General features: G+C 63.1%; 20 protein-coding genes. 2 read left to right on the forward strand and 18 right to left on the reverse strand.

The window, feature by feature from the left end; genetic code table 11:
* Positions 1-94: 94 nt before the first annotated feature.
* The 14 genes from AB3X86_RS06740 to AB3X86_RS06805 all read right to left on the reverse strand — a co-directional run bounded on the left by AB3X86_RS06740 (position 95) and on the right by AB3X86_RS06805 (position 11,865).
* Positions 95-367: a glutaredoxin family protein gene (locus AB3X86_RS06740; RefSeq protein ID WP_368595346.1), complete on the reverse strand. Its 273-nt coding sequence runs from the start codon at positions 365-367 to the stop codon at positions 95-97.
* A complete protein-coding gene (locus AB3X86_RS06745) occupies positions 364-1,890 on the reverse strand; it encodes a DegQ family serine endoprotease (RefSeq protein WP_368595347.1) in 1,527 nt (508 codons plus the stop codon). Before AB3X86_RS06745 ends, AB3X86_RS06740 begins: the two co-directional genes overlap by 4 nt.
* A 37-nt stretch (positions 1,891-1,927) precedes the next feature.
* The gene (locus tag AB3X86_RS06750; RefSeq protein ID WP_368595348.1) at positions 1,928-2,968 is read right to left on the reverse strand and encodes a MucB/RseB C-terminal domain-containing protein; all 1,041 of its coding nucleotides are present in this window, start codon (positions 2,966-2,968) and stop codon (positions 1,928-1,930) included.
* 4 nt (positions 2,969-2,972) lie between these two features.
* Positions 2,973-3,587 (reverse strand): sigma-E factor negative regulatory protein, encoded by a 615-nt coding sequence (locus tag AB3X86_RS06755; protein WP_184226551.1) that lies wholly within the window; start codon positions 3,585-3,587, stop codon positions 2,973-2,975.
* A gap of 93 nt (positions 3,588-3,680) precedes the next feature.
* Entirely contained in the window at positions 3,681-4,280 is a 600-nt protein-coding gene (rpoE, locus tag AB3X86_RS06760; RefSeq protein WP_006051939.1) for an RNA polymerase sigma factor RpoE, read from the reverse strand.
* 101 nt (positions 4,281-4,381) lie between these two features.
* Positions 4,382-4,843, reverse strand: a complete 462-nt coding sequence (locus tag AB3X86_RS06765) for a protein YgfX (protein ID WP_368595349.1) — start codon at positions 4,841-4,843, stop codon at positions 4,382-4,384.
* Positions 4,844-4,906: 63 nt separating this feature from the next.
* Entirely contained in the window at positions 4,907-6,145 is a 1,239-nt protein-coding gene (fabF, locus tag AB3X86_RS06770) for a beta-ketoacyl-ACP synthase II (RefSeq protein WP_176105457.1), read from the reverse strand.
* A 255-nt stretch (positions 6,146-6,400) separates the two neighbouring features.
* Positions 6,401-6,640 (reverse strand): acyl carrier protein, encoded by a 240-nt coding sequence (gene acpP / locus AB3X86_RS06775; protein ID WP_004197638.1) that lies wholly within the window; start codon positions 6,638-6,640, stop codon positions 6,401-6,403.
* Between the two features lie 151 nt (positions 6,641-6,791).
* A complete protein-coding gene (gene fabG / locus AB3X86_RS06780) occupies positions 6,792-7,541 on the reverse strand; it encodes a 3-oxoacyl-ACP reductase FabG (protein WP_176105456.1) in 750 nt (249 codons plus the stop codon).
* Between the two features lie 112 nt (positions 7,542-7,653).
* Complete coding sequence (gene fabD / locus AB3X86_RS06785) at positions 7,654-8,589, reverse strand: ACP S-malonyltransferase (RefSeq protein WP_368595350.1); 936 nt, start codon at positions 8,587-8,589, stop codon at positions 7,654-7,656.
* A gap of 118 nt (positions 8,590-8,707) precedes the next feature.
* On the reverse strand, positions 8,708-9,697 hold the full coding sequence (locus AB3X86_RS06790) for a beta-ketoacyl-ACP synthase III (RefSeq protein ID WP_176124174.1): 990 nt from the start codon (positions 9,695-9,697) through the stop codon (positions 8,708-8,710).
* A complete protein-coding gene (gene plsX / locus AB3X86_RS06795) occupies positions 9,697-10,803 on the reverse strand; it encodes a phosphate acyltransferase PlsX (protein ID WP_013090058.1) in 1,107 nt (368 codons plus the stop codon). Before plsX ends, AB3X86_RS06790 begins: the two co-directional genes overlap by 1 nt.
* A 123-nt stretch (positions 10,804-10,926) precedes the next feature.
* Positions 10,927-11,106 carry a 50S ribosomal protein L32 gene (gene rpmF, locus AB3X86_RS06800; protein ID WP_006401275.1) on the reverse strand — a complete coding sequence of 60 codons (180 nt, stop codon included), beginning with the start codon at positions 11,104-11,106 and terminating at the stop codon, positions 10,927-10,929.
* A gap of 102 nt (positions 11,107-11,208) precedes the next feature.
* Complete coding sequence (locus AB3X86_RS06805) at positions 11,209-11,865, reverse strand: DUF177 domain-containing protein (RefSeq protein ID WP_368595351.1); 657 nt, start codon at positions 11,863-11,865, stop codon at positions 11,209-11,211.
* Positions 11,866-12,174: 309 nt separating this feature from the next.
* On the opposite strand from AB3X86_RS06805, the gene AB3X86_RS06810 reads away from it, so the two are divergent.
* Both AB3X86_RS06810 and AB3X86_RS06815 read left to right on the forward strand, forming a co-directional pair.
* Positions 12,175-12,789 (forward strand): Maf-like protein, encoded by a 615-nt coding sequence (locus AB3X86_RS06810; RefSeq protein ID WP_368595352.1) that lies wholly within the window; start codon positions 12,175-12,177, stop codon positions 12,787-12,789.
* Complete coding sequence (locus tag AB3X86_RS06815) at positions 12,789-13,508, forward strand: SAM-dependent methyltransferase (RefSeq protein WP_368595412.1); 720 nt, start codon at positions 12,789-12,791, stop codon at positions 13,506-13,508. The genes AB3X86_RS06810 and AB3X86_RS06815 overlap by 1 nt, the downstream gene beginning before the upstream one ends.
* A gap of 104 nt (positions 13,509-13,612) precedes the next feature.
* Here AB3X86_RS06815 and AB3X86_RS06820 read toward each other — a convergent pair whose 3' ends face one another.
* The 4 genes from AB3X86_RS06820 to AB3X86_RS06835 are packed head-to-tail and all read right to left on the reverse strand — an operon-like array spanning position 13,613 to position 16,756.
* Positions 13,613-14,614 carry a S49 family peptidase gene (locus AB3X86_RS06820; RefSeq protein WP_368595353.1) on the reverse strand — a complete coding sequence of 334 codons (1,002 nt, stop codon included), beginning with the start codon at positions 14,612-14,614 and terminating at the stop codon, positions 13,613-13,615.
* A 27-nt stretch (positions 14,615-14,641) separates the two neighbouring features.
* On the reverse strand, positions 14,642-15,058 hold the full coding sequence (locus AB3X86_RS06825; RefSeq protein ID WP_368595354.1) for a Rieske (2Fe-2S) protein: 417 nt from the start codon (positions 15,056-15,058) through the stop codon (positions 14,642-14,644).
* Positions 15,055-15,714 carry an HAD-IA family hydrolase gene (locus AB3X86_RS06830; protein ID WP_368595355.1) on the reverse strand — a complete coding sequence of 220 codons (660 nt, stop codon included), beginning with the start codon at positions 15,712-15,714 and terminating at the stop codon, positions 15,055-15,057. The genes AB3X86_RS06825 and AB3X86_RS06830 overlap by 4 nt, the downstream gene beginning before the upstream one ends.
* Complete coding sequence (locus AB3X86_RS06835) at positions 15,707-16,756, reverse strand: RluA family pseudouridine synthase (RefSeq protein ID WP_368595356.1); 1,050 nt, start codon at positions 16,754-16,756, stop codon at positions 15,707-15,709. The genes AB3X86_RS06830 and AB3X86_RS06835 overlap by 8 nt, the downstream gene beginning before the upstream one ends.
* Positions 16,757-17,237 lie beyond the last annotated feature (481 nt).

Raw genomic sequence — 17,237 nt, forward strand, 5'->3', positions numbered from 1 at the left:
GTAGAGGAGGCGAGGAATTTACCGTGCGCATCGCAGCGAGTCACGACAAACACGCGCATGGATCGCGCGAATCGCCATGCCGCGCGGATGTATATCAGGACGCCGCCGCCACACGCGACGCATGCGCCGCCAATGCTGCGCGCACTCGCGCTTCGTCGAGATGGTAGTGGCACAACTCGACGCCATCGCATACCAGCACCGGCACCAACTCGTTGTAACGCGCTTCGAGCAACGGATCGCGGTCGACGTCGATCACCGCCAGTTGCGCTCCGAACTCGGCCAGCAACGGCTCGAGCGCGGCGCGCATGTCCTCGCACAGATGGCACCACGCGCGCCCATAGAGCGTGAGCGATGCCGTCTTCGTCATTTCTGCGCGCTGCGCGGACGGACTGGCACAAACTGCGTGTTGTCGCCGCGACGCACCAGCAACGCGACCATCTTCTGCGAATCGAGGTGCGAGGTCAGTTCGTCGAACTGTTTCGCGCTCGTCACATCCATGTCGCCAACCCGCAAGATGATGTCGCCCTTTTGGAGCCCGACACGGGCTGCCGGACCGTCGACCGCGTCGATCTGCACGCCGTTCTGAATCTTCAGCGCTTTCTGCTGATCGGCAGGAATGTCGCTGACCGCGATGCCCAGGGCGTTGGTCGCGCGCTGCTTCGGCGCCTGCGGCTTCTTCTGATCCGCTTTCGCGACCTTGTCCGCCTGCATTTCTGCGATCGTGATCGGCAGTTCGCGCGTCTGACCCTTGCGCCAGATCGAGATCGACGTCTTCGTGCCCGGCTTCGTATCGCCGACCATGCGCGGCAGGTCCGTCGCGGTCTCGACCGGATGACCGTTGAACTTCAGGATGATGTCGCCCGGCTGCACGCCGGCCTTGTCGGCCGGGCCGCCCGGCTCGACGCTGCTGACGAGCGCGCCCTGCGCCTTCGGCAAGCCGAGCGAATCGGCGACGTCTTTCGTCACTTCACCGATCGCCACCGCGATGCGGCCGCGCACCACCTTGCCCGAACTCTTCAGCTGATCGGCCACGCGCATCGCTTCGTCGATCGGAATCGCGAACGAAATGCCCATGAAACCGCCGGTGCGGCTGTAAATCTGCGAATTGATGCCGATCACTTCGCCTTGCATGTTGATTAGCGGACCGCCCGAGTTGCCCGGATTGACGGCTACGTCGGTCTGGATGAACGGCAGGTAGTCGCCAGTGTCGCGTCCCTTCGCGCTGACGATACCGGCCGTCACCGTGTTTTCGAGACCGAACGGCGAGCCGATCGCGACGACCCATTCGCCGACGCGCACCTTGTTTGAATCGCCGATCGTGATGGTCGGCAGGTTCGACGCGTTGATCTTCACGACCGCGACGTCGGTACGGTCGTCGACCCCGATCAGCTTCGCCTTGAATTCGCGCTTGTCGGTCAGCGTCACGTAGATCGTGTCCGCGTCGTCGACGACGTGCGCGTTGGTCATCACGTAGCCGTCCGCCGACAGGATGAAGCCCGAGCCCACCCCGCTGTTCTGTTCGGGGTCGGTGTTGTCCTGTGAATCCGGGCTGCCGCCGCTGCCGCCCCCCCCTCCACCGCCACCGCCACCGCCGTTATCACCACCGCGCGGTGATTGCGGTGACTGCGGCAACGGAATCCCGAAGAAGCGCCGGAAGAACTCCGACATATCGCCGTCGTCCATACCCGGCGGCAGGCCGCCGCGGGTACTACCGTTCGACACGCGCGTTGTCGTGCGAATGTTGACGACCGCCGGGCCGACCTTGTCGACGAGGTCAGTGAAGTCGGGCAGATTGGCAGCGGGAGCCGCTGATGCCATATGCGGCACAAGCGGCAAACACGCCGCCACCACTACGGCCGCGAGGAATTTGCGCACCGAGAAAGTCGTCATATCGTAGCAAGCCGAGGGATTTCAGGATTCGGAAGGGTTACTTCGGAGCTTTGTATTCTATGGCAGACGCGAATTGCTGCAATGTGGTTTGGGGCACCTCACCGAGCAGGGTAATCCAGAAGTCACCCTGACGCTTGACCAGGACGTGCGTCGCGCCGCTATCCCCCGTTCCCTCTTTGCGCGTGTTGTTCTCGACCGGTTCGACGAAAACCGAAATCGCCGCGAGGCCGTCGGAAAACACCGCCTGGTCGACCGGGATCGGCGGCTGCCCCGCCTCGCGCGATGCCATCGGACGGCGCAACTGACGGATGATATGGAACCCCCGCACCGACGGATTGATTAGCCAACCCTGCGCGGCCATGTCGACCGGCTCGACCGGGGGACGCACAACCGTCCAGCCCGTGAGATTGCGGATGCCGTTGACGATGCCCGCCTTGTCGACCGGCACGCCGATGCGGACCTGCGAAAACGACAGTTGCTCGAGCACCTGGCCGCTCGGGTCGAGCGTCTGCGCGCGCAGCAGCAGACCGGTTTTTTTGTCGGCCCACAGCTTGTACGCGAACCGGTACGCGTCTTTCGGATCGAGTTCCATCACGAGACTGTCGACGCCCGCGACGCGGTCATCGCCCAGCATCTTCGGCTCGTAGACGGACAGTACCTGCTCGCCGTTCACGGACAGCAGCGCGGGGAATGAATCCTTGTTCTGCCGCTTTTCGAAGACCACGATACGCCGTTCCGGCAGGAACGTGTACATGTCGTCGTTGTGGCGCAGCATTTTGCGCGGCTTGCCGTCGAGGCTTTCGAGCTGCTCGAACTCGCCGTCCGTATGCGTGGAGTAATGCGCAATGTGCGACGTCTGCACGAAATTGCCGCGCTGATAGACGAAGGCGCCCTCGTAGTTCTGCTGCTGGGCGGCCTGATGGATGCGGTCGAGCAGTTCCGCGGCCGTGCGACGGGCGACGACCGGATCGTCTTGAGCGAAGACCCGCGGTGTAGCGGACAACAACACGGCTGCACAGAACAGAAATGCTGGCAACCGCCCCCAGATAGTCGTTTTATTGAACCGCGGAGTCTGCATCAAACTATTGGCCCTGCGTGGAGACTGAGGCAGCACGAATCACCGGCATCGAGCCTGCCATCGCCGGTTGCTGCGCGAATTGCTGATGAGCTTCGAGGTATTGATCGAGGCTCGCGTCGCGAATGATGTTGGAGTCTTGCGCGGGCACCGAGGCCATCGCGACACGCTGCACGGGGTCGGCGTGCGATTGGAGCGAAGCAAGCTGAGCACCCGGGCCACCCGGCACGCCCTGCAGCTGCGGCACGACGATCCAAGTCAAGGTAGCGGCCGCGGCAGCGACGGCAAAAGCCGGCACGACTCGCCGGCGCAGCCCGAGCAGGCGGCGCGTGACCGACGCGGACGCGGCGGCTGGCGCCAGCACATGCGGCTCGCTTTCGAGGCGCGCGGCAAAACCGCTGAGAAAGGCGCTGCTCCGTGCGGGGCTGACTGCCAGATCGTCGGAACGAAGCGCGTCGCCGATCAGGTGGTAGCTCGACCAGGCGGCGCGATCATCGCCGTCCAGTTCCGCAAGAAACTTGTCCAGATTCAGATGCTCTTCGCCAAACAATTCACCGTCGACGAAAGCGGACAGACGCTCGCCGCGCGAGCCCGCTTGCGATTGCATCGAGACCGACCCCATGATGCTCCCCATCTTCCAAATACCCCGTAGTGACACCACTAATCCAGATATTGCGCCGCTGCCCCGCCAAGCCTGCTGGACGCTCAAAAACCTCTACCAGCGCTTGCCTTCGGGTGTGTCAAGCAACGGTCGCAATTTTGCCGCAATGGCTTCGCGAGCGCGGAAAATTCGTGATCTGACTGTGCCAATCGGGCAACCCATCATCTCAGCGATTTCCTCGTAGCTCAAACCCTCAATTTCTCGAAGAGTAATGGCGGTGCGCAATTCTTCCGGTAAAACCGCCATCGCAGCATTGACCGTCTCGGCGATCTGCTTGCTCATCAACATCGACTCAGGCGTGTTGATATCCCTTAGTTGGTCAGCGTCGGAGAAAGTTTCAGCTTCTTCAGCATCCGCTTCGGTCGAGGTCGGCGCGCGCCGGCCCTGGGTGGCAAGGTAGTTCTTCGCGGTATTGACCGCAATCCGGTACAACCACGTATAAAACGCCGACTCGCCGCGAAACTGCGGCAACGCGCGATACGCCTTGATAAACGCGTCCTGTGCGACGTCTTCGACTTCGGCGGGGTCCCGCACGAGACGCGAGATCAGCCGGAGAATCTTGCGGTGGTATTTGGAGACCAGAAGCTCGAACGCGGCCTTGTCGCCCTTCTGGACGCGCTCGACCAGCACCTGATCAATTTCTTTTTCGCTCACCTGATAAATCCGTTAACTATAGGGCGCATGGCGGGGGACCATTGTAGCGTCCCCCTCGTGAGGGCACGTTACTACGGTAACAGCGGTTACAGTCGTTACAGTCAGGCGCCGGCCGCACGCCGGCCCAGCACGGAAAGTTCGCGGAAAACATTGGGCGGCAGCGCGTCGGCGGCGAGCAGCAGGGAGCGCGTACGGCCCAGCGACGCACGCATGAGGCCACGCCTTCGACCACTCTCGGGCGCGAGCGCGAGCACCAACAAACGGCTGCTCCACTGCGCGCAGCCGACGACGCGACCTCGCGCGAGCAATTCACCTGCGCGGTTCCAGGCGGAAATCTCGCCCATCGCGATATGCAGCGCGGCGGGCTGCGCCGCGTCATGCCTAGCCGCGCACAGTGCAAGGACCGCTGCGACGGCGAGCGTCAACGCAGCGGCCGGCCACGCGCCCAAGCGCGGCGCGAGGCAGGTATAAACGGCTAACGTCGCAATCAGCACGAACGCCCCCGCCGCGGCACGCATTGCGACAGAGCGACGCAACGCAATCCGCTGCGTCGTCCTGCTCATCGTTGCCGGTGCGGGGGAAAGCGCCGGCGAAGCCGGCGTCGCGAACTGATGCGTCACCCGTGATCAGGCGCGCTTGAACACCAGCGTGCCGTTCGTACCGCCGAACCCAAACGAGTTCTTCAGCGCGACGTCGATCTTCATGTCCCGCGCGGTGTTTGCGCAGTAATCGAGATCACAGGCCGGGTCCTGGTTGAAGATGTTGATGGTCGGAGGCGAGACCTGGTGATGCACGGCGAGCACCGTGAACACCGACTCCAGACCGCCGGCGCCGCCCAGCAGGTGACCCGTCATCGACTTGGTCGAATTGACGACCATGTCCTTCGAGTGGTCGCCGAACGCCCGCTTGATGCCGGTCGTTTCCGCCAGATCGCCGAGCGGCGTGGACGTGCCGTGCGCGTTCAGGTAGTTCACCTGATCGCCGTTGATGCCCGCGTTCTTCAGCGCTGCGAGCATGCAGCGGCGTGCGCCGTCGCCGTCTTCGAGCGGCGCGGTCATGTGGTACGCATCGCCGCTCATGCCGTAGCCGCCGATTTCCGCGTAGATCTTCGCGCCACGCGCCTTCGCGTGCTCGTATTCTTCGAGCACCATCACGCCCGCGCCTTCGCCGAGCACGAAGCCGTCGCGGTCTTTGTCCCACGGACGGCTAGCGGTTGCCGGATCGTCATTGCGTTGCGACAGCGCGCGCGCCGCCGCAAAGCCGCCGATACCGAGCGGGGACACGGTCGATTCCGCGCCGCCGGCAATCATCACGTCGGCGTCGCCGTATTCGATCAGGCGCGAAGCCTCGCCGATGCAGTGAAGACCGGTCGTGCACGCGGTGACGATCGACAGATTCGGACCCTTGATGCCGAACTTGATCGACAGGTGGCCGGAGATCATGTTGATGATCGAAGCCGGCACGAAGAACGGCGAAATGCGGCGCGGGCCGCGATTGAGCAGTTCGGTTTGGGTGATTTCGATCATCGGCAGACCGCCGATGCCCGAACCGACCACCACGCCAATGCGCTCCGAATTCTCGTCGGTGACTTCCAGCCCGCTGTCCTGCATCGCCTGGATGCCCGCGGCCACGCCGTAGTGGATGAACGTATCCATGTGGCGCGCTTCCTTACCGGGGATGTAGTCCTCGATATTGAAGCCCTTCACCTCGCCGGCGAAACGAGTCGAGAAGTTCGACGCATCGAACTTCGTGATATTGGCAATCCCAGACTTGCCGGCGACCAGATTGGCCCAGCCATCGGCAACATTATTGCCAACAGGCGAAATCAGCCCCAGGCCTGTAACAACAACACGACGGCGGCTCACGGTAACCCCTTTTTCATAGATGACAAAAGCAAAAGCCACAGCGCCCACAGGAATCGCCCTGTGTGCCCTGTGGCTGTTTAAGTCGGCAATCGCGCGGAAAGTTGCGCTGTCAACATCGCTGGCTCCTGCGTGGCAAGCGGCGTGGCGTATGGCGTGTCAATGGACACACCCCATAGCGCCGACCCTGCTGGCGCCGGCAAGCGGCACGGCAGGGCGTCATGCGCGACCCGTGCAGAAACGCAGGCGCGAATGACCTTAGGCCTTGACGTTCGCGCGAGCGTAGTCGATCGCTTGCTGAACGGTGGTGATCTTCTCGGCTTCTTCATCCGGAATTTCCATGCCGAATTCGTCTTCGAGGGCCATCACGAGCTCAACGGTGTCCAGCGAGTCGGCGCCCAGATCGTTCACGAACGACGCTTCGTTCTTGATTTCCGCTTCCGCAACGCCCAGTTGTTCCGCGACGATCTTCTTGACGCGCTGTTCGATATTGTCCATTACCCCTCCAAGGGAAAAGAAGTTCAAAAATACAGGTGCGCGCATTTTATCAGGTTTGACCCGGCAAAAAAGCGGCGCTTCGGGTTCCTGTCAACGCATGCGCCTCGTGCTTCTGCGAACGCATCAAGGCGCGGATAGTAACCGAATTTGGTTACTGCATGTACATGCCGCCGTTCACGTGCAGCGTCGTGCCGGTGATGTAGCCCGCTTGCGGCGACGCGAGGAAAGCGACCGCGTGCGCGATATCTTCCGGGCTGCCGAGACGGCCGAGCGGAATCTGCGTTTTCAGCACGGTCTGCTGCTCTTCGGGCAGCGCCTTGGTCATGTCGGTATCGATGAAGCCAGGTGCCACGCAGTTGACCGTGATGCCACGGCTGCCGATCTCGCGCGCGAGCGCGCGCGTCATGCCCGCGACGCCCGCCTTCGCGGCCGCGTAGTTGATCTGGCCAGGGTTGCCGGCCGAGCCGACCACCGACGTGATATTGATGATCCGGCCGCCCTTCGCTTTCATCATCGGGCGCAGCACCGCACGCGACAGACGGAACACGGACTTCAGGTTGGTGTCGACCACCGCGTCCCAGTCGTCGTCCTTCATGCGCATCGCCAGTTGATCCTGCGTGATGCCGGCGTTGTTCACCAGCACGTTCAGCGCGCCGAATTCCTTGACCGTGCCGTCGATCAGCGCTTCGGCCGCGGCCGCGTCGTTGACGTCGAGCACCGCGCCGCGGCCGCTCACCCCGGCCGCCTTGAACGCCTCGGTGATCGCCGTCGCGCCGCTTTCGCTGGTCGCGGTGCCGATGACCGTCGCGCCCTGACGCGCGAGTTCCATCGCGATCGCACGGCCGATGCCGCGCGATGCGCCCGTTACGATTGCGATCTGCTTGTCGAGAGTCTTTTCCATCTGTCAGTCCGGATGCCCTTCAAATAGGGCTCATTGATTCTTGTTGATTCGTCTGTCGAGGGATGCCGCGCCAGCGCGGCACGGCTCTGCCGATACCCGCTCGCGAAAGCGCTCAGCCTGCCGTCACGAGCTTCAGCGTTTCTTCGAGCGATGCCGGATCGAACACCGATGCGCCGCCGAGATTGCCGTCGATGCGCTTGGTCAAACCCGCAAGTACCTTGCCCGGCCCGCATTCGATCACGTGCGTGACGCCCTGCGCGGCCATTGCCTGCACGCATTCGACCCAGCGCACCGCACCAGCCGCCTGGCGCACCAGCGCGTCCTTGATTTTGGCCGGCTCGTTGACCACGGCGACGTCGACGTTGTTGATGACGGGAATCGACGGCACCTGCACGTCGATGCTCGCGAGGTATTCGCGCAATTGATCCGACGCCGGCTTGAGCAGCGACGAGTGGAACGGCGCCGACACCGGCAGCGGCAGCGCGCGCTTCGCACCTTTCGCCTTCGCGAATTCACAGGCTTTCTCGACCGCGGCCTTGTGGCCCGCGATCACGACTTGCGCCGGCGCATTGAAATTGACCGCTTCGACGACGCCCGCGACCGACGCTTCCGCGCAGACCGCGCGCACCGTGTCGTCGTCGAGGCCGAGAATCGCGGCCATGCCGCCTTCGCCCACCGGCACCGCGGTTTGCATCGTCTGGGCGCGGAAACGTACGAGCGGCACCGCGTCGCGGAAAGCTAGCGCGCCGGCCGCGACGAGCGCCGTGTATTCGCCGAGGCTATGGCCGGCGACGATCGCCGGCGCCGGGCCGCCCGCCTGCTGCCACGCGCGATAGGTAGCGTAGGCCGCGGTCAGCATGACCGGCTGGGTGTTGGTGGTGAGATTGAGATCTTCGGCGGGGCCTTCGGCGATCAGCTTGCCGAGGTCCTGGTTGAGTGCGTCGGAGGCTTCCTGAACCGTCTCACGCACGACTGCGTGACCGGCAAATGCATTGAGCATGCCGACCGCCTGCGAGCCCTGCCCAGGAAAAACGAACGCGAATTTCATATCGTCCCCAAAATCTGTTTAATCGGATGTGGCTGCCGGCCGCGGCTGCCCGATGGCGCACGGCATTACTCCGGCCGCGCAGGCGCCGCCAGCTACGCCCTGCGATGCGTCGTCGCGCTCAGTAGCGAATGACCGACGCGCCCCACGTGAAGCCGCCGCCGACGCCCTCGATCAGCACGTTCTGGCCGCGCTTGATGCGGCCGTCGCGCACCGCGACGTCGAGTGCAAGCGGAATGGACGCCGCCGACGTATTGCCGTGCTCGCCGACCGTGACGACCATGCGCTCCTGCGGCAGGCCGAGCTTGCGGCAGGTGCTTTGCATGATGCGGATATTGGCCTGATGCGGAATCAGCCAGTCGATCTGCTCGGGCTTCAGATCGGCTTTTTCCAATGCTTCGATTGCGACCTTCTCCAGCACGTTGACGGCAAGCTTGAACACCGCCTGGCCGTCCATGTGCAGGAACGCGCTGCCAGCGACCACGCCGCCGTTCACGTTGCCCGGCGTGCACAGAATGTTCGAATGGCTGCCGTCCGCGTGCAGCGCGCTCGAGAGCACGCCCGGTTCGTCGGAGGCCTGCAGGATCACCGCGCCGGCGCCGTCGCCGAACAGCACGCAGGTGGTGCGGTCGTTGAAATCGAGGATGCGCGAGAAGGTTTCCGCGCCGACCACGAGGGCCGTGCGATGCTGACCGGTGCGAATCAGACTGTCCACTGTCGCGACGGCGTAAGCGAAGCCTGAGCAGACCGCCTGCACGTCGAACGCGGCGCCCTGATTCTTGATGCCGAGCTTGTTCTGCAGCAGGCAGGCGGTGCTTGGGAATACAAAGTCCGGTGTGGAAGTGGCGACGACGATCAGATCGATGGACTGGGGATCGATGTCCGCCGCTTCGATCGCGCGCTGCGAGGCGATCAACGCGAGGTCGCTGGTCGTGACGTCGGGATCGGCGAAGTGGCGGGCATGGATGCCCGTGCGCGCGACGATCCATTCGTCGCTCGTTTCGACACCTTGCTTGGCGAGACGCTCAGCCAGATCCTGATTGGTGACGCGGTTGGACGGCAGGTAGCTGCCGGTGCCCAGCACGCGGGAGTAGATTGTGGATTGAGCCATTATGCCTTCGAGGATTGCGCAGCGTAGGGCTCGGCCGGCTGGCCTGCGATCGGGCTTGCGTGACCCGCACCGCTTGCGTCGCGCGCCGCCTGTTCGAGAGAACCTGCGTTCTCTTCCATCGCTCGCGCAAGGCGCTCCAGCACGCCGTTTTTGACGGCATCATACCCGCGTTTGATAGCCCACTCAAACGCGTAGGCATCGGCGGAACCGTGGCTTTTGATCACGAGACCGCGCAAGCCGAGCAGCGCGGCGCCATTGTATTGCCGATGGTCGACGCGTTTCTTGAAGCGCATCAATACCGGCAGCGCGAGCACCGCCATCACCTTGGTCAGCCACGAACGGCCAAACTCTTCCTTGATGATGTTGGACAGCATCTGCGCGAGACCTTCCGACGTCTTCAGCGCGACATTGCCGACAAAGCCATCGCAGACGATTACGTCGACGGTGCCCTTGTAGATGTCGTCGCCTTCGACATTGCCATGAAAGTTCAGTGTACTCGCACGCAGCAGTTCGCCGGCGCGCTTGATGATGTCGTTGCCCTTGATGACTTCTTCGCCGATGTTGAGCAGGCCAATGGTGGGCCGCTCTTTGCCTTCGAGCGCGGACACCAGCGCGTGCCCCATCTCGGCGAACTGCAGCAGGTGCTGCGGCTCGCAGTCGACGTTGGCGCCCAGGTCGAGCATCATCGTATAGCCGGTGGGATTGGGCAGGGCGAACGCGATGGCCGGGCGTTCGATACCCGACAGCGTTTTCAGCACATAACGCGAGACCGCCATCAGTGCGCCGGTGTTACCGGCGGAAATGCAGGCTTGGGCCTCGCCTTCCTTCACGCGATTCAGCGCCACGCGCATCGACGAATCTTTTTTCTTGCGCAGCGCGACCTCGACCGGATCGTCCATCGCGACGACCTCGGTAGCAGGCACGACGGTCAGCGCCGGCAGATCCTGAGCCTTGAGCTTCTTCAGCTGCGCACGAATCGCACTTTCAATGCCGACGAGCAGCAACTGCGCATCGGGATGCGAACGAACGAAGTTGACGGCAGCGGGAACGGTCACGGACGGGCCGTGGTCGCCTCCCATGCAATCTATCGTGAGCTTTACTGTCATGGAGTGCGACGAATTTCAGACACAAAAAAGCGGCAGTTGAATGCCGCCTTTTTGCCGAACCGGGAAAATGTCAAGCGAGCCGATCGCTACGCGAAACGCCACAGGGCGCATCGCAGTCGACGATTAGTCGTTCTTCGTCTTGACGACTTTCTTGCCGCGATAGTAGCCGTTCGGGCTAATGTGGTGACGCAGATGCACTTCGCCCGTGCTCGGCTCGACAGCCAGCGGCGCTGCCGTCAGGAAATCGTGCGAACGGTGCATGCCGCGCTTCGACGGCGACTTCTTGTTTTGTTGAACTGCCATGACTAAAACTCCAAAAAATTTTCCGAATTCTAACACAGCCCGATACGGACTTAACCACTGGCCGAATAGCCAATGCGCCAGCATCGCGCCCCCTGCAACTATTCAGTGCTTCTTGCCGCCCGGTCCGTCGCGCCTCAGACTCTCGAGCGCCGCGAACGGATTGCGCCGCTCGCTGGATTGATCCGCCTCGCCGACATCGCCAGCTTCGTGCTGCGCGGCTTCGTCACCCTCCCCTTCGCTGCCGTCCGCACCCGAGACAAGGCTCTCGTGCACTTCAGGACAGACCTCGTGTTTCGGCACGAGCGGCAAGGAAAGCAGCAACTCTTCTTCGATCAAGTCGATGAGATCGAACTGGCGCGAGCCCACGATCACCTCGACTTCATCCTCGTCGAGCGGAAACTCTTCGGCTTCCGCCTCCGTACTGACGATCCGGTAAGTTGCATCGACGTTGAACGCCTGCGAATACGGCGTCAAGCACCGCTGGCATTCGAGCCACGCGGCACCATGAATCGCCAGCCGCAGATAAGGCTGGGGACCTTCGGTGCCGTCGTCCTGCAATTCCGGTTGCGTCGTCCCTTCGGCCTGCCATGTGAACGCGGTGTCGCGATCTGGCGCTTCCGCCGGGACTTCGTTTAACATGCGCGGCAGTTGCGAGACGCGCACGACACCCGCAGCCTGACGCCCACTTCGCGCAAATTCGAACAGATCGAGTTCATGCCGGTCGGACGGACCTGCAGGTTTGCCAGGATGTTGAGTCATGTGCGCTCCTGCGTCGGCAAGCAAGTTGCCGGGGTGATTCGCGAAGGACGATCAGATCCGCCGCGAAGATAATCCGGTGTGCGAGGCAGCCTGTAGGCGCCAGTGGCCATTGCGTTCAACCTGCCGAGCTTTCTTCGACCTTCCGGCTGCCGAAAGCCGCTGAACGCGCCGAGACCCTTCAGGCGCAAGCATACCGTGAAAAGCCCAAAATCATATCCGTTTTGTCTTTTCGAGTCAAACACTTAAGCCCGTACGCACACGAGCCTCGCGCGACCCCGTACGACCTGCCTCTTCCGTTGCCCGCAAACCATGTCTGATTCCTCCAAACGCCCGCCACGCCTGATTCTGGCGTCGAGTTCGCAGTATCGCCGCGAGTTGCTCGAACGCCTGCGCGTGCCGTTCGACATCGTCGTGCCCGCGATCGACGAAACCCCACTCGCCGGTGAAACACCCGATACCACTGCGCTGCGCCTTGCCGAAGCCAAAGCGCGCGCGGTCGCCAAAGGCCTCGCCGCCGCCGAACGCGCGCTCGTGATCGGCTCCGACCAGGTCGCCACCTATGACGGCCTGCAGATCGGCAAACCCGGCACGCACGACAGGGCGCTCGCGCAGTTGCAGGCGATGCGTGGTCGCGAGGTGCTGTTCCATAGCGCACTGTGTCTGTTCGACAGCGCGACGGACAGCGCGCAGACCGTCGATGTGATCACCCGCGTGCGCTTTCGCGACCTGCCGGACGCGGCCCTCGACGCCTATCTGCGCGCCGAAACGCCGTACGACGTGGCCGGCAGCGCCAAATCCGAAGGACTTGGCATCGCGCTGCTGGAGGCGATCCATTCCGACGACCCGACCGCGCTCGTCGGCCTGCCGCTCATCGCGTTGTCGCACATGCTGCTCGCGGCCGACTATCCGCTTCTGGGGGCATGATGACCGGTACGCTCTATCTGATTCCGAACACACTCGGCGAAGGCGACGCAAGCGCACTCGAGCTGGTCCTGCCCGCGCCCGTGCGCGCCCGTGCGGCGTCGCTGCACTATTACATTGGCGAAAACGCGAAAACCACGCGCGCGTTCCTGAAAAAAGTCGGCACCGAACGGCCGATCCAGGAGATCGAGATTCGCGAACTGAACGTCAATACGCCGGGCGGGGAAATCGACAAGCTGCTCGCGCCGCTGCTCTCGGGCACCGACGCAGGCCTCGTCTCCGAGGCTGGCTGCCCGGCAGTCGCGGACCCGGGCGCACTACTCGTGCGACGCGCGCACGAGCGCGGCGTCAAAGTCGTGCCGCTGGTCGGACCGAGTTCGATTCTGCTCGCGCTTATGGCGTCGGGGCTGAACGGCCAGACTTTCGCATTTCACGGCTACCTGCCCGTCGACGCCGCCGAGCGCGCGAAACGTCTGCGCGATCTCGAGCAACAGTCGCGCAAGAGCAAGCAAACGCAGATCTTCATCGAAACGCCGTACCGGAATCGGGCGTTGCTCGATACGTTGCTTGTGACCTGCGCGCCGTCGACGCTCGTCTGTGTGGCGGTCGATCTGACGCTGCCGAGCGAAGTCATCGCAAGCCGGAGCGTTGCGGACTGGAAAAAGAAGCCTGGGATCGACCTGCATAAGCGGCCGGCGATCTTTCTGATTCTGGCGGCCTGAGCGCGAGTACGGGGCAGACAGCGAACACCAGGCCGCCCCGAAACGTGCCCGCAAAGACAAAGCCCGCGCAATCGGCTAAAGCCGACCGCGCCGACTTCTTGCGTTCAACGCAGATTCACTCTTGCGCCGAGTGCCATCGCCCGAACCGCGCCGGCGCCGACCGCAGCGCCGAATTTGCGCGCAACGCGGTCCGTAATGCTCTCTTTTACCGTGTAATCGACGATATCCGGCGCCTTGAAGATCTCTCGCGCGACGTAATCCGCATCACCAAAACCGTCCGCGAGGCCCAATTCGACGCTCTTCTGCCCCGTCCAGAACAGACCCGAGAACATGTCCGGTGTCTCATGCAGACGCTTGCCGCGCCCCTGACGCACCGCATCGATGAACTGCGAGTGGATTTGATCGAGCATAGCCTGCGCATGCTCGTCCATCTTCGGCGTTTCAGGTGAGAACGGGTCGAAAAACCCCTTGTTCTCTCCCGAAGTGTGCAGCCGGCGCTGAATCCCCAGCTTGTCCATCAGACCGGTGAAACCGAAGCTGTCCATCAGCACGCCGATCGAACCGACGATGCTCGCCTTGTCTACATAGATCTTCTCCGCCGCGGCGGCCGCGTAGTAGCCGCCTGACGCGCACATATCGCCAACTACGACATACAGCGGAATAGACGGATACTTCCCGCGCAACCGCCGAACTTCGCTGTTGATAATGCCTGCCTGGACCGGACTGCCGCCCGGGCTGTTGCAATAGAGAATTACGCCGGCGGTATTGGAATCTTCGAAGGCGGAATCGAGGGCAGTGTTGACATCTTGTGCGTTCGCGTTCGTATCCGTCGAGATCTCGCCATCAAGCGACACCATCGCCGTATGTCGGCCAGTCGTGGCGACCCGCTCGCCCGAAAAACTCAGCACGCCCCACACTGCTAGTGCGAGCACTCCGAGGAACAGGAAACGGAAAAAAATCCGCCAGCGCCGCGCGGCGCGTTGCTCATTGATCGCAGCGAGCGCGATGCGCTCGAGCGCGGCACGCTCCCAGCCGGGCTGGTCGGCGGGTGCACCGGAGCGGCCTCCCGAGGAGGGGTCCTTTCCGGGGGTCAAATTGTCGGACATGCAGACAGTGAAAAATTGGAGAGGAAATCAGCGCGTGACCGGCAGCAATTCGCCGTCAGGCAACCAGAAGACCGCACGACCCTCAGGCGTATCGCGTTCCTCGACCTGCACGGCCCGCAATCTGCCCCCGCGACACGGCCCACCGACGCACTTGCCGGTATCCGGCGCGTAAATCGCGCCATGTGTCGCGCACATCAAGTATAAGCCGGACGAGTCGAAGAACTGCCCTTCCTGCCAGTCGAGCTCCATCGGCACGTGAGCGCAGCGGTTCAGATAGCCGTACGCGCACCCATCATAGCGGACGAAAAACACCACGGCACCCTGCCCGCCGAGCAGCGCGTCGTGCCGGACGCCTTCGCCACCGTCGACTAACTCCTCGGCCGCGCAAATGCGCACTGCCTGAGAAGCCGCGGCCGTCGCGGCATTCACGCCGTCGGCGCTCATGCGTTCTCCCGCAGCCAGCTGGACAAATCGCTGATGCTCGAAGCAACGAACTTGGGCGACATCGCATTCAGCGAATTCGCCGGATGCGCGCCGTAAGTCACGCCGATGCCCGCCACGCCTGCGTTGAGCGCCATCTGCAAGTCGTGCGTCGTATCGCCGATCATCACCGTGCGCGCCGTATCCTGCCCCAGTTCGCGGGTAAGCTCGTGCAGCATTGCCGGATGCGGCTTCGAGAAGGTTTCGTCAGCGCAGCGCGTGCCGTCGAACAGGCTCGTCAGACGTGCCTGATCGAGCGCGCGATTGAGCCCGACGCGGCTCTTGCCGGTCGCGACCGCAAGCAGATAGCCGACATCGCGCAATTCCTGAAGCATTTCGCGCACGCCGGGGAACAGCTCGGTGGTCTGGTCCTTTACCAGAAAATGAAAGCGATAACGCTCGGAAAGCCGCGAATAGTCGGCAGGATCGAGCGTCGGCGCGGCGATCCGCAGTGCGTCGCGCAGGCCCAGGCCGATTACATAGCTCGCGGCTTCGTCGGCGGGAACCGGCAGGCCGAGATCGCGACACGCCGCCTGGATGCTGCGCGTGATATGCGCGGTCGAATCCATCAACGTGCCATCCCAGTCGAACACGATCAGGTCAAATTGCTCTCTAGCCATGCAAGGTCGTCTCCGGGTTGGACCCAGTGCGTAGTTCGTTGAGTTGTTCTATAAAGCCGCGGCAGTCGGCCGGCAGCGGCGCCTCGAGTTGCAACGGCGCGCCGGTGGCCGGATGCGTGAGCTTGAGCCGGTAAGCGTGCAGAAACATACGCTTGATCCCAGGCTTCGCGTTCGCGCGCGCAAGAGCCTTGTTAAGCGCGAAATCACCGTATTTGGCGTCGCCAACGATCGGTAGCGCCAGATGCTGCAAATGCACACGAATCTGGTGCGTGCGCCCAGTCTTCAGTTCCGCCTCCAACAACGCGTATTCGGGCCAGAGGTCGACCAGATTGAAGATCGTGTGCGAAGCGAGGCCATCGGCCTGCACGCGCACGCGACGCTCGCCGTCGGCGGTCAGGTATTTGTGCAGCGGCTCCTTCACCGCGCGACGGCGCCCCCAGTCGCTTGCCCATTCGCCGTGCACGCACGCGTAGTAGCGCTTGTCCATCCGGTTGTCGCGGATCTGCTCGTGCAGATTGACGAGCGCCGCGCGCTTCTTCGCGAGCATCAGGATGCCCGAGGTCTCGCGATCCAGCCGGTGCACGAGTTCGAGGAATTTCGCCTGGGGCCGCGCCGCGCGCATCTGCTCGATCACGCCGAACGCGACTCCGCTGCCGCCGTGGACCGCGACGCCGGCTGGCTTGTCGATCACCAGCAAATGGTCGTCTTCGAACAGAATGTGAAAGCCCGCCGCGGGCACGGGCACGTGGGCTGCGGCCTGATTCGGCTGGGCGACGCGGATCGGCGGCACACGCACGAGATCGCCCGGTTCGAGCCGGTATTGGGCGTCGATCCGGCCCTTGTTCACGCGCACTTCGCCGCTGCGCAGGATGCGGTAAATATGGCTTTTCGGCACGCCCTTGCAGACGCGCAGCAGGAAATTATCGATGCGCTGACCGGCCGATCCGTCGTCGATTTCGATCAGCGAAACCTGGTCGCCCGAAACCGAGCCTTCGACCGCGCCTGCAACCGATCTCTGTGATGTTTTGCCTAACTCTTTCATTCTGAATATAATTTGCCCAGCAGTCCGCGACGGCCGGCGCGGTGTCCGCACAGCGTCCGGAATGCGGGTGGATTGCGCGAGCGCAAGCGATAAACCGTTATTTTACTTGCGCCGGGGTCTGGTTGCTCACCCTGAAAATGAGATGCAACAAGTTGCACGCACGAAGTCAGCACCCGGCAGGGACGGCGCCCGCAGGCGCGTTCGGTCAAGGTCGGCTTCGACGGTAACGGAATTTTGGTAAAAAAGAATTTAGCTTCCAGCTTCGTGATCCGGGTGGTATGACGCCCTGCTGGACGAAGCTGCAAGTCGCGAAAATACGGCGTGCGCCCGAGGCGTCTTGTAGAAAGTACAAGACATGGCGACGTCAAAAGAAAGGCGAGACACCCCCAGCAGGAAAAGACGCGCCGCCTGCGCGAACTTCCCGTTGCGGCATGACCGCGGACTTCGGCCCTTCGCTCGCGCGCCCAGTTGGCGCGCCCGC

The organism is Paraburkholderia sp. BR14374 (assembly GCF_040948685.1).
Lineage (GTDB): Bacteria > Pseudomonadota > Gammaproteobacteria > Burkholderiales > Burkholderiaceae > Paraburkholderia > Paraburkholderia youngii.

Coding starts and splice junctions, on each gene's coding strand:
- AB3X86_RS06740 (WP_368595346.1), bottom strand. CDS start 367: ATGACGAAGACGGCATCGCTCACGCTCTATGGGCGCGCGTGGTGCCAT.
- AB3X86_RS06745 (WP_368595347.1), bottom strand. CDS start 1,890: ATGACGACTTTCTCGGTGCGCAAATTCCTCGCGGCCGTAGTGGTGGCG.
- AB3X86_RS06750 (WP_368595348.1), bottom strand. CDS start 2,968: ATGCAGACTCCGCGGTTCAATAAAACGACTATCTGGGGGCGGTTGCCA.
- AB3X86_RS06755 (WP_184226551.1), bottom strand. CDS start 3,587: ATGGGGTCGGTCTCGATGCAATCGCAAGCGGGCTCGCGCGGCGAGCGT.
- AB3X86_RS06765 (WP_368595349.1), bottom strand. CDS start 4,843: ATGAGCAGGACGACGCAGCGGATTGCGTTGCGTCGCTCTGTCGCAATG.
- acpP (WP_004197638.1), bottom strand. CDS start 6,640: ATGGACAATATCGAACAGCGCGTCAAGAAGATCGTCGCGGAACAACTG.
- fabG (WP_176105456.1), bottom strand. CDS start 7,541: ATGGAAAAGACTCTCGACAAGCAGATCGCAATCGTAACGGGCGCATCG.
- fabD (WP_368595350.1), bottom strand. CDS start 8,589: ATGAAATTCGCGTTCGTTTTTCCTGGGCAGGGCTCGCAGGCGGTCGGC.
- AB3X86_RS06790 (WP_176124174.1), bottom strand. CDS start 9,697: ATGGCTCAATCCACAATCTACTCCCGCGTGCTGGGCACCGGCAGCTAC.
- plsX (WP_013090058.1), bottom strand. CDS start 10,803: ATGACAGTAAAGCTCACGATAGATTGCATGGGAGGCGACCACGGCCCG.
- rpmF (WP_006401275.1), bottom strand. CDS start 11,106: ATGGCAGTTCAACAAAACAAGAAGTCGCCGTCGAAGCGCGGCATGCAC.
- AB3X86_RS06805 (WP_368595351.1), bottom strand. CDS start 11,865: ATGACTCAACATCCTGGCAAACCTGCAGGTCCGTCCGACCGGCATGAA.
- AB3X86_RS06810 (WP_368595352.1), top strand. CDS start 12,175: ATGTCTGATTCCTCCAAACGCCCGCCACGCCTGATTCTGGCGTCGAGT.
- AB3X86_RS06815 (WP_368595412.1), top strand. CDS start 12,789: ATGACCGGTACGCTCTATCTGATTCCGAACACACTCGGCGAAGGCGAC.
- AB3X86_RS06820 (WP_368595353.1), bottom strand. CDS start 14,614: ATGTCCGACAATTTGACCCCCGGAAAGGACCCCTCCTCGGGAGGCCGC.
- AB3X86_RS06825 (WP_368595354.1), bottom strand. CDS start 15,058: ATGAGCGCCGACGGCGTGAATGCCGCGACGGCCGCGGCTTCTCAGGCA.
- AB3X86_RS06830 (WP_368595355.1), bottom strand. CDS start 15,714: ATGGCTAGAGAGCAATTTGACCTGATCGTGTTCGACTGGGATGGCACG.
- AB3X86_RS06835 (WP_368595356.1), bottom strand. CDS start 16,756: ATGAAAGAGTTAGGCAAAACATCACAGAGATCGGTTGCAGGCGCGGTC.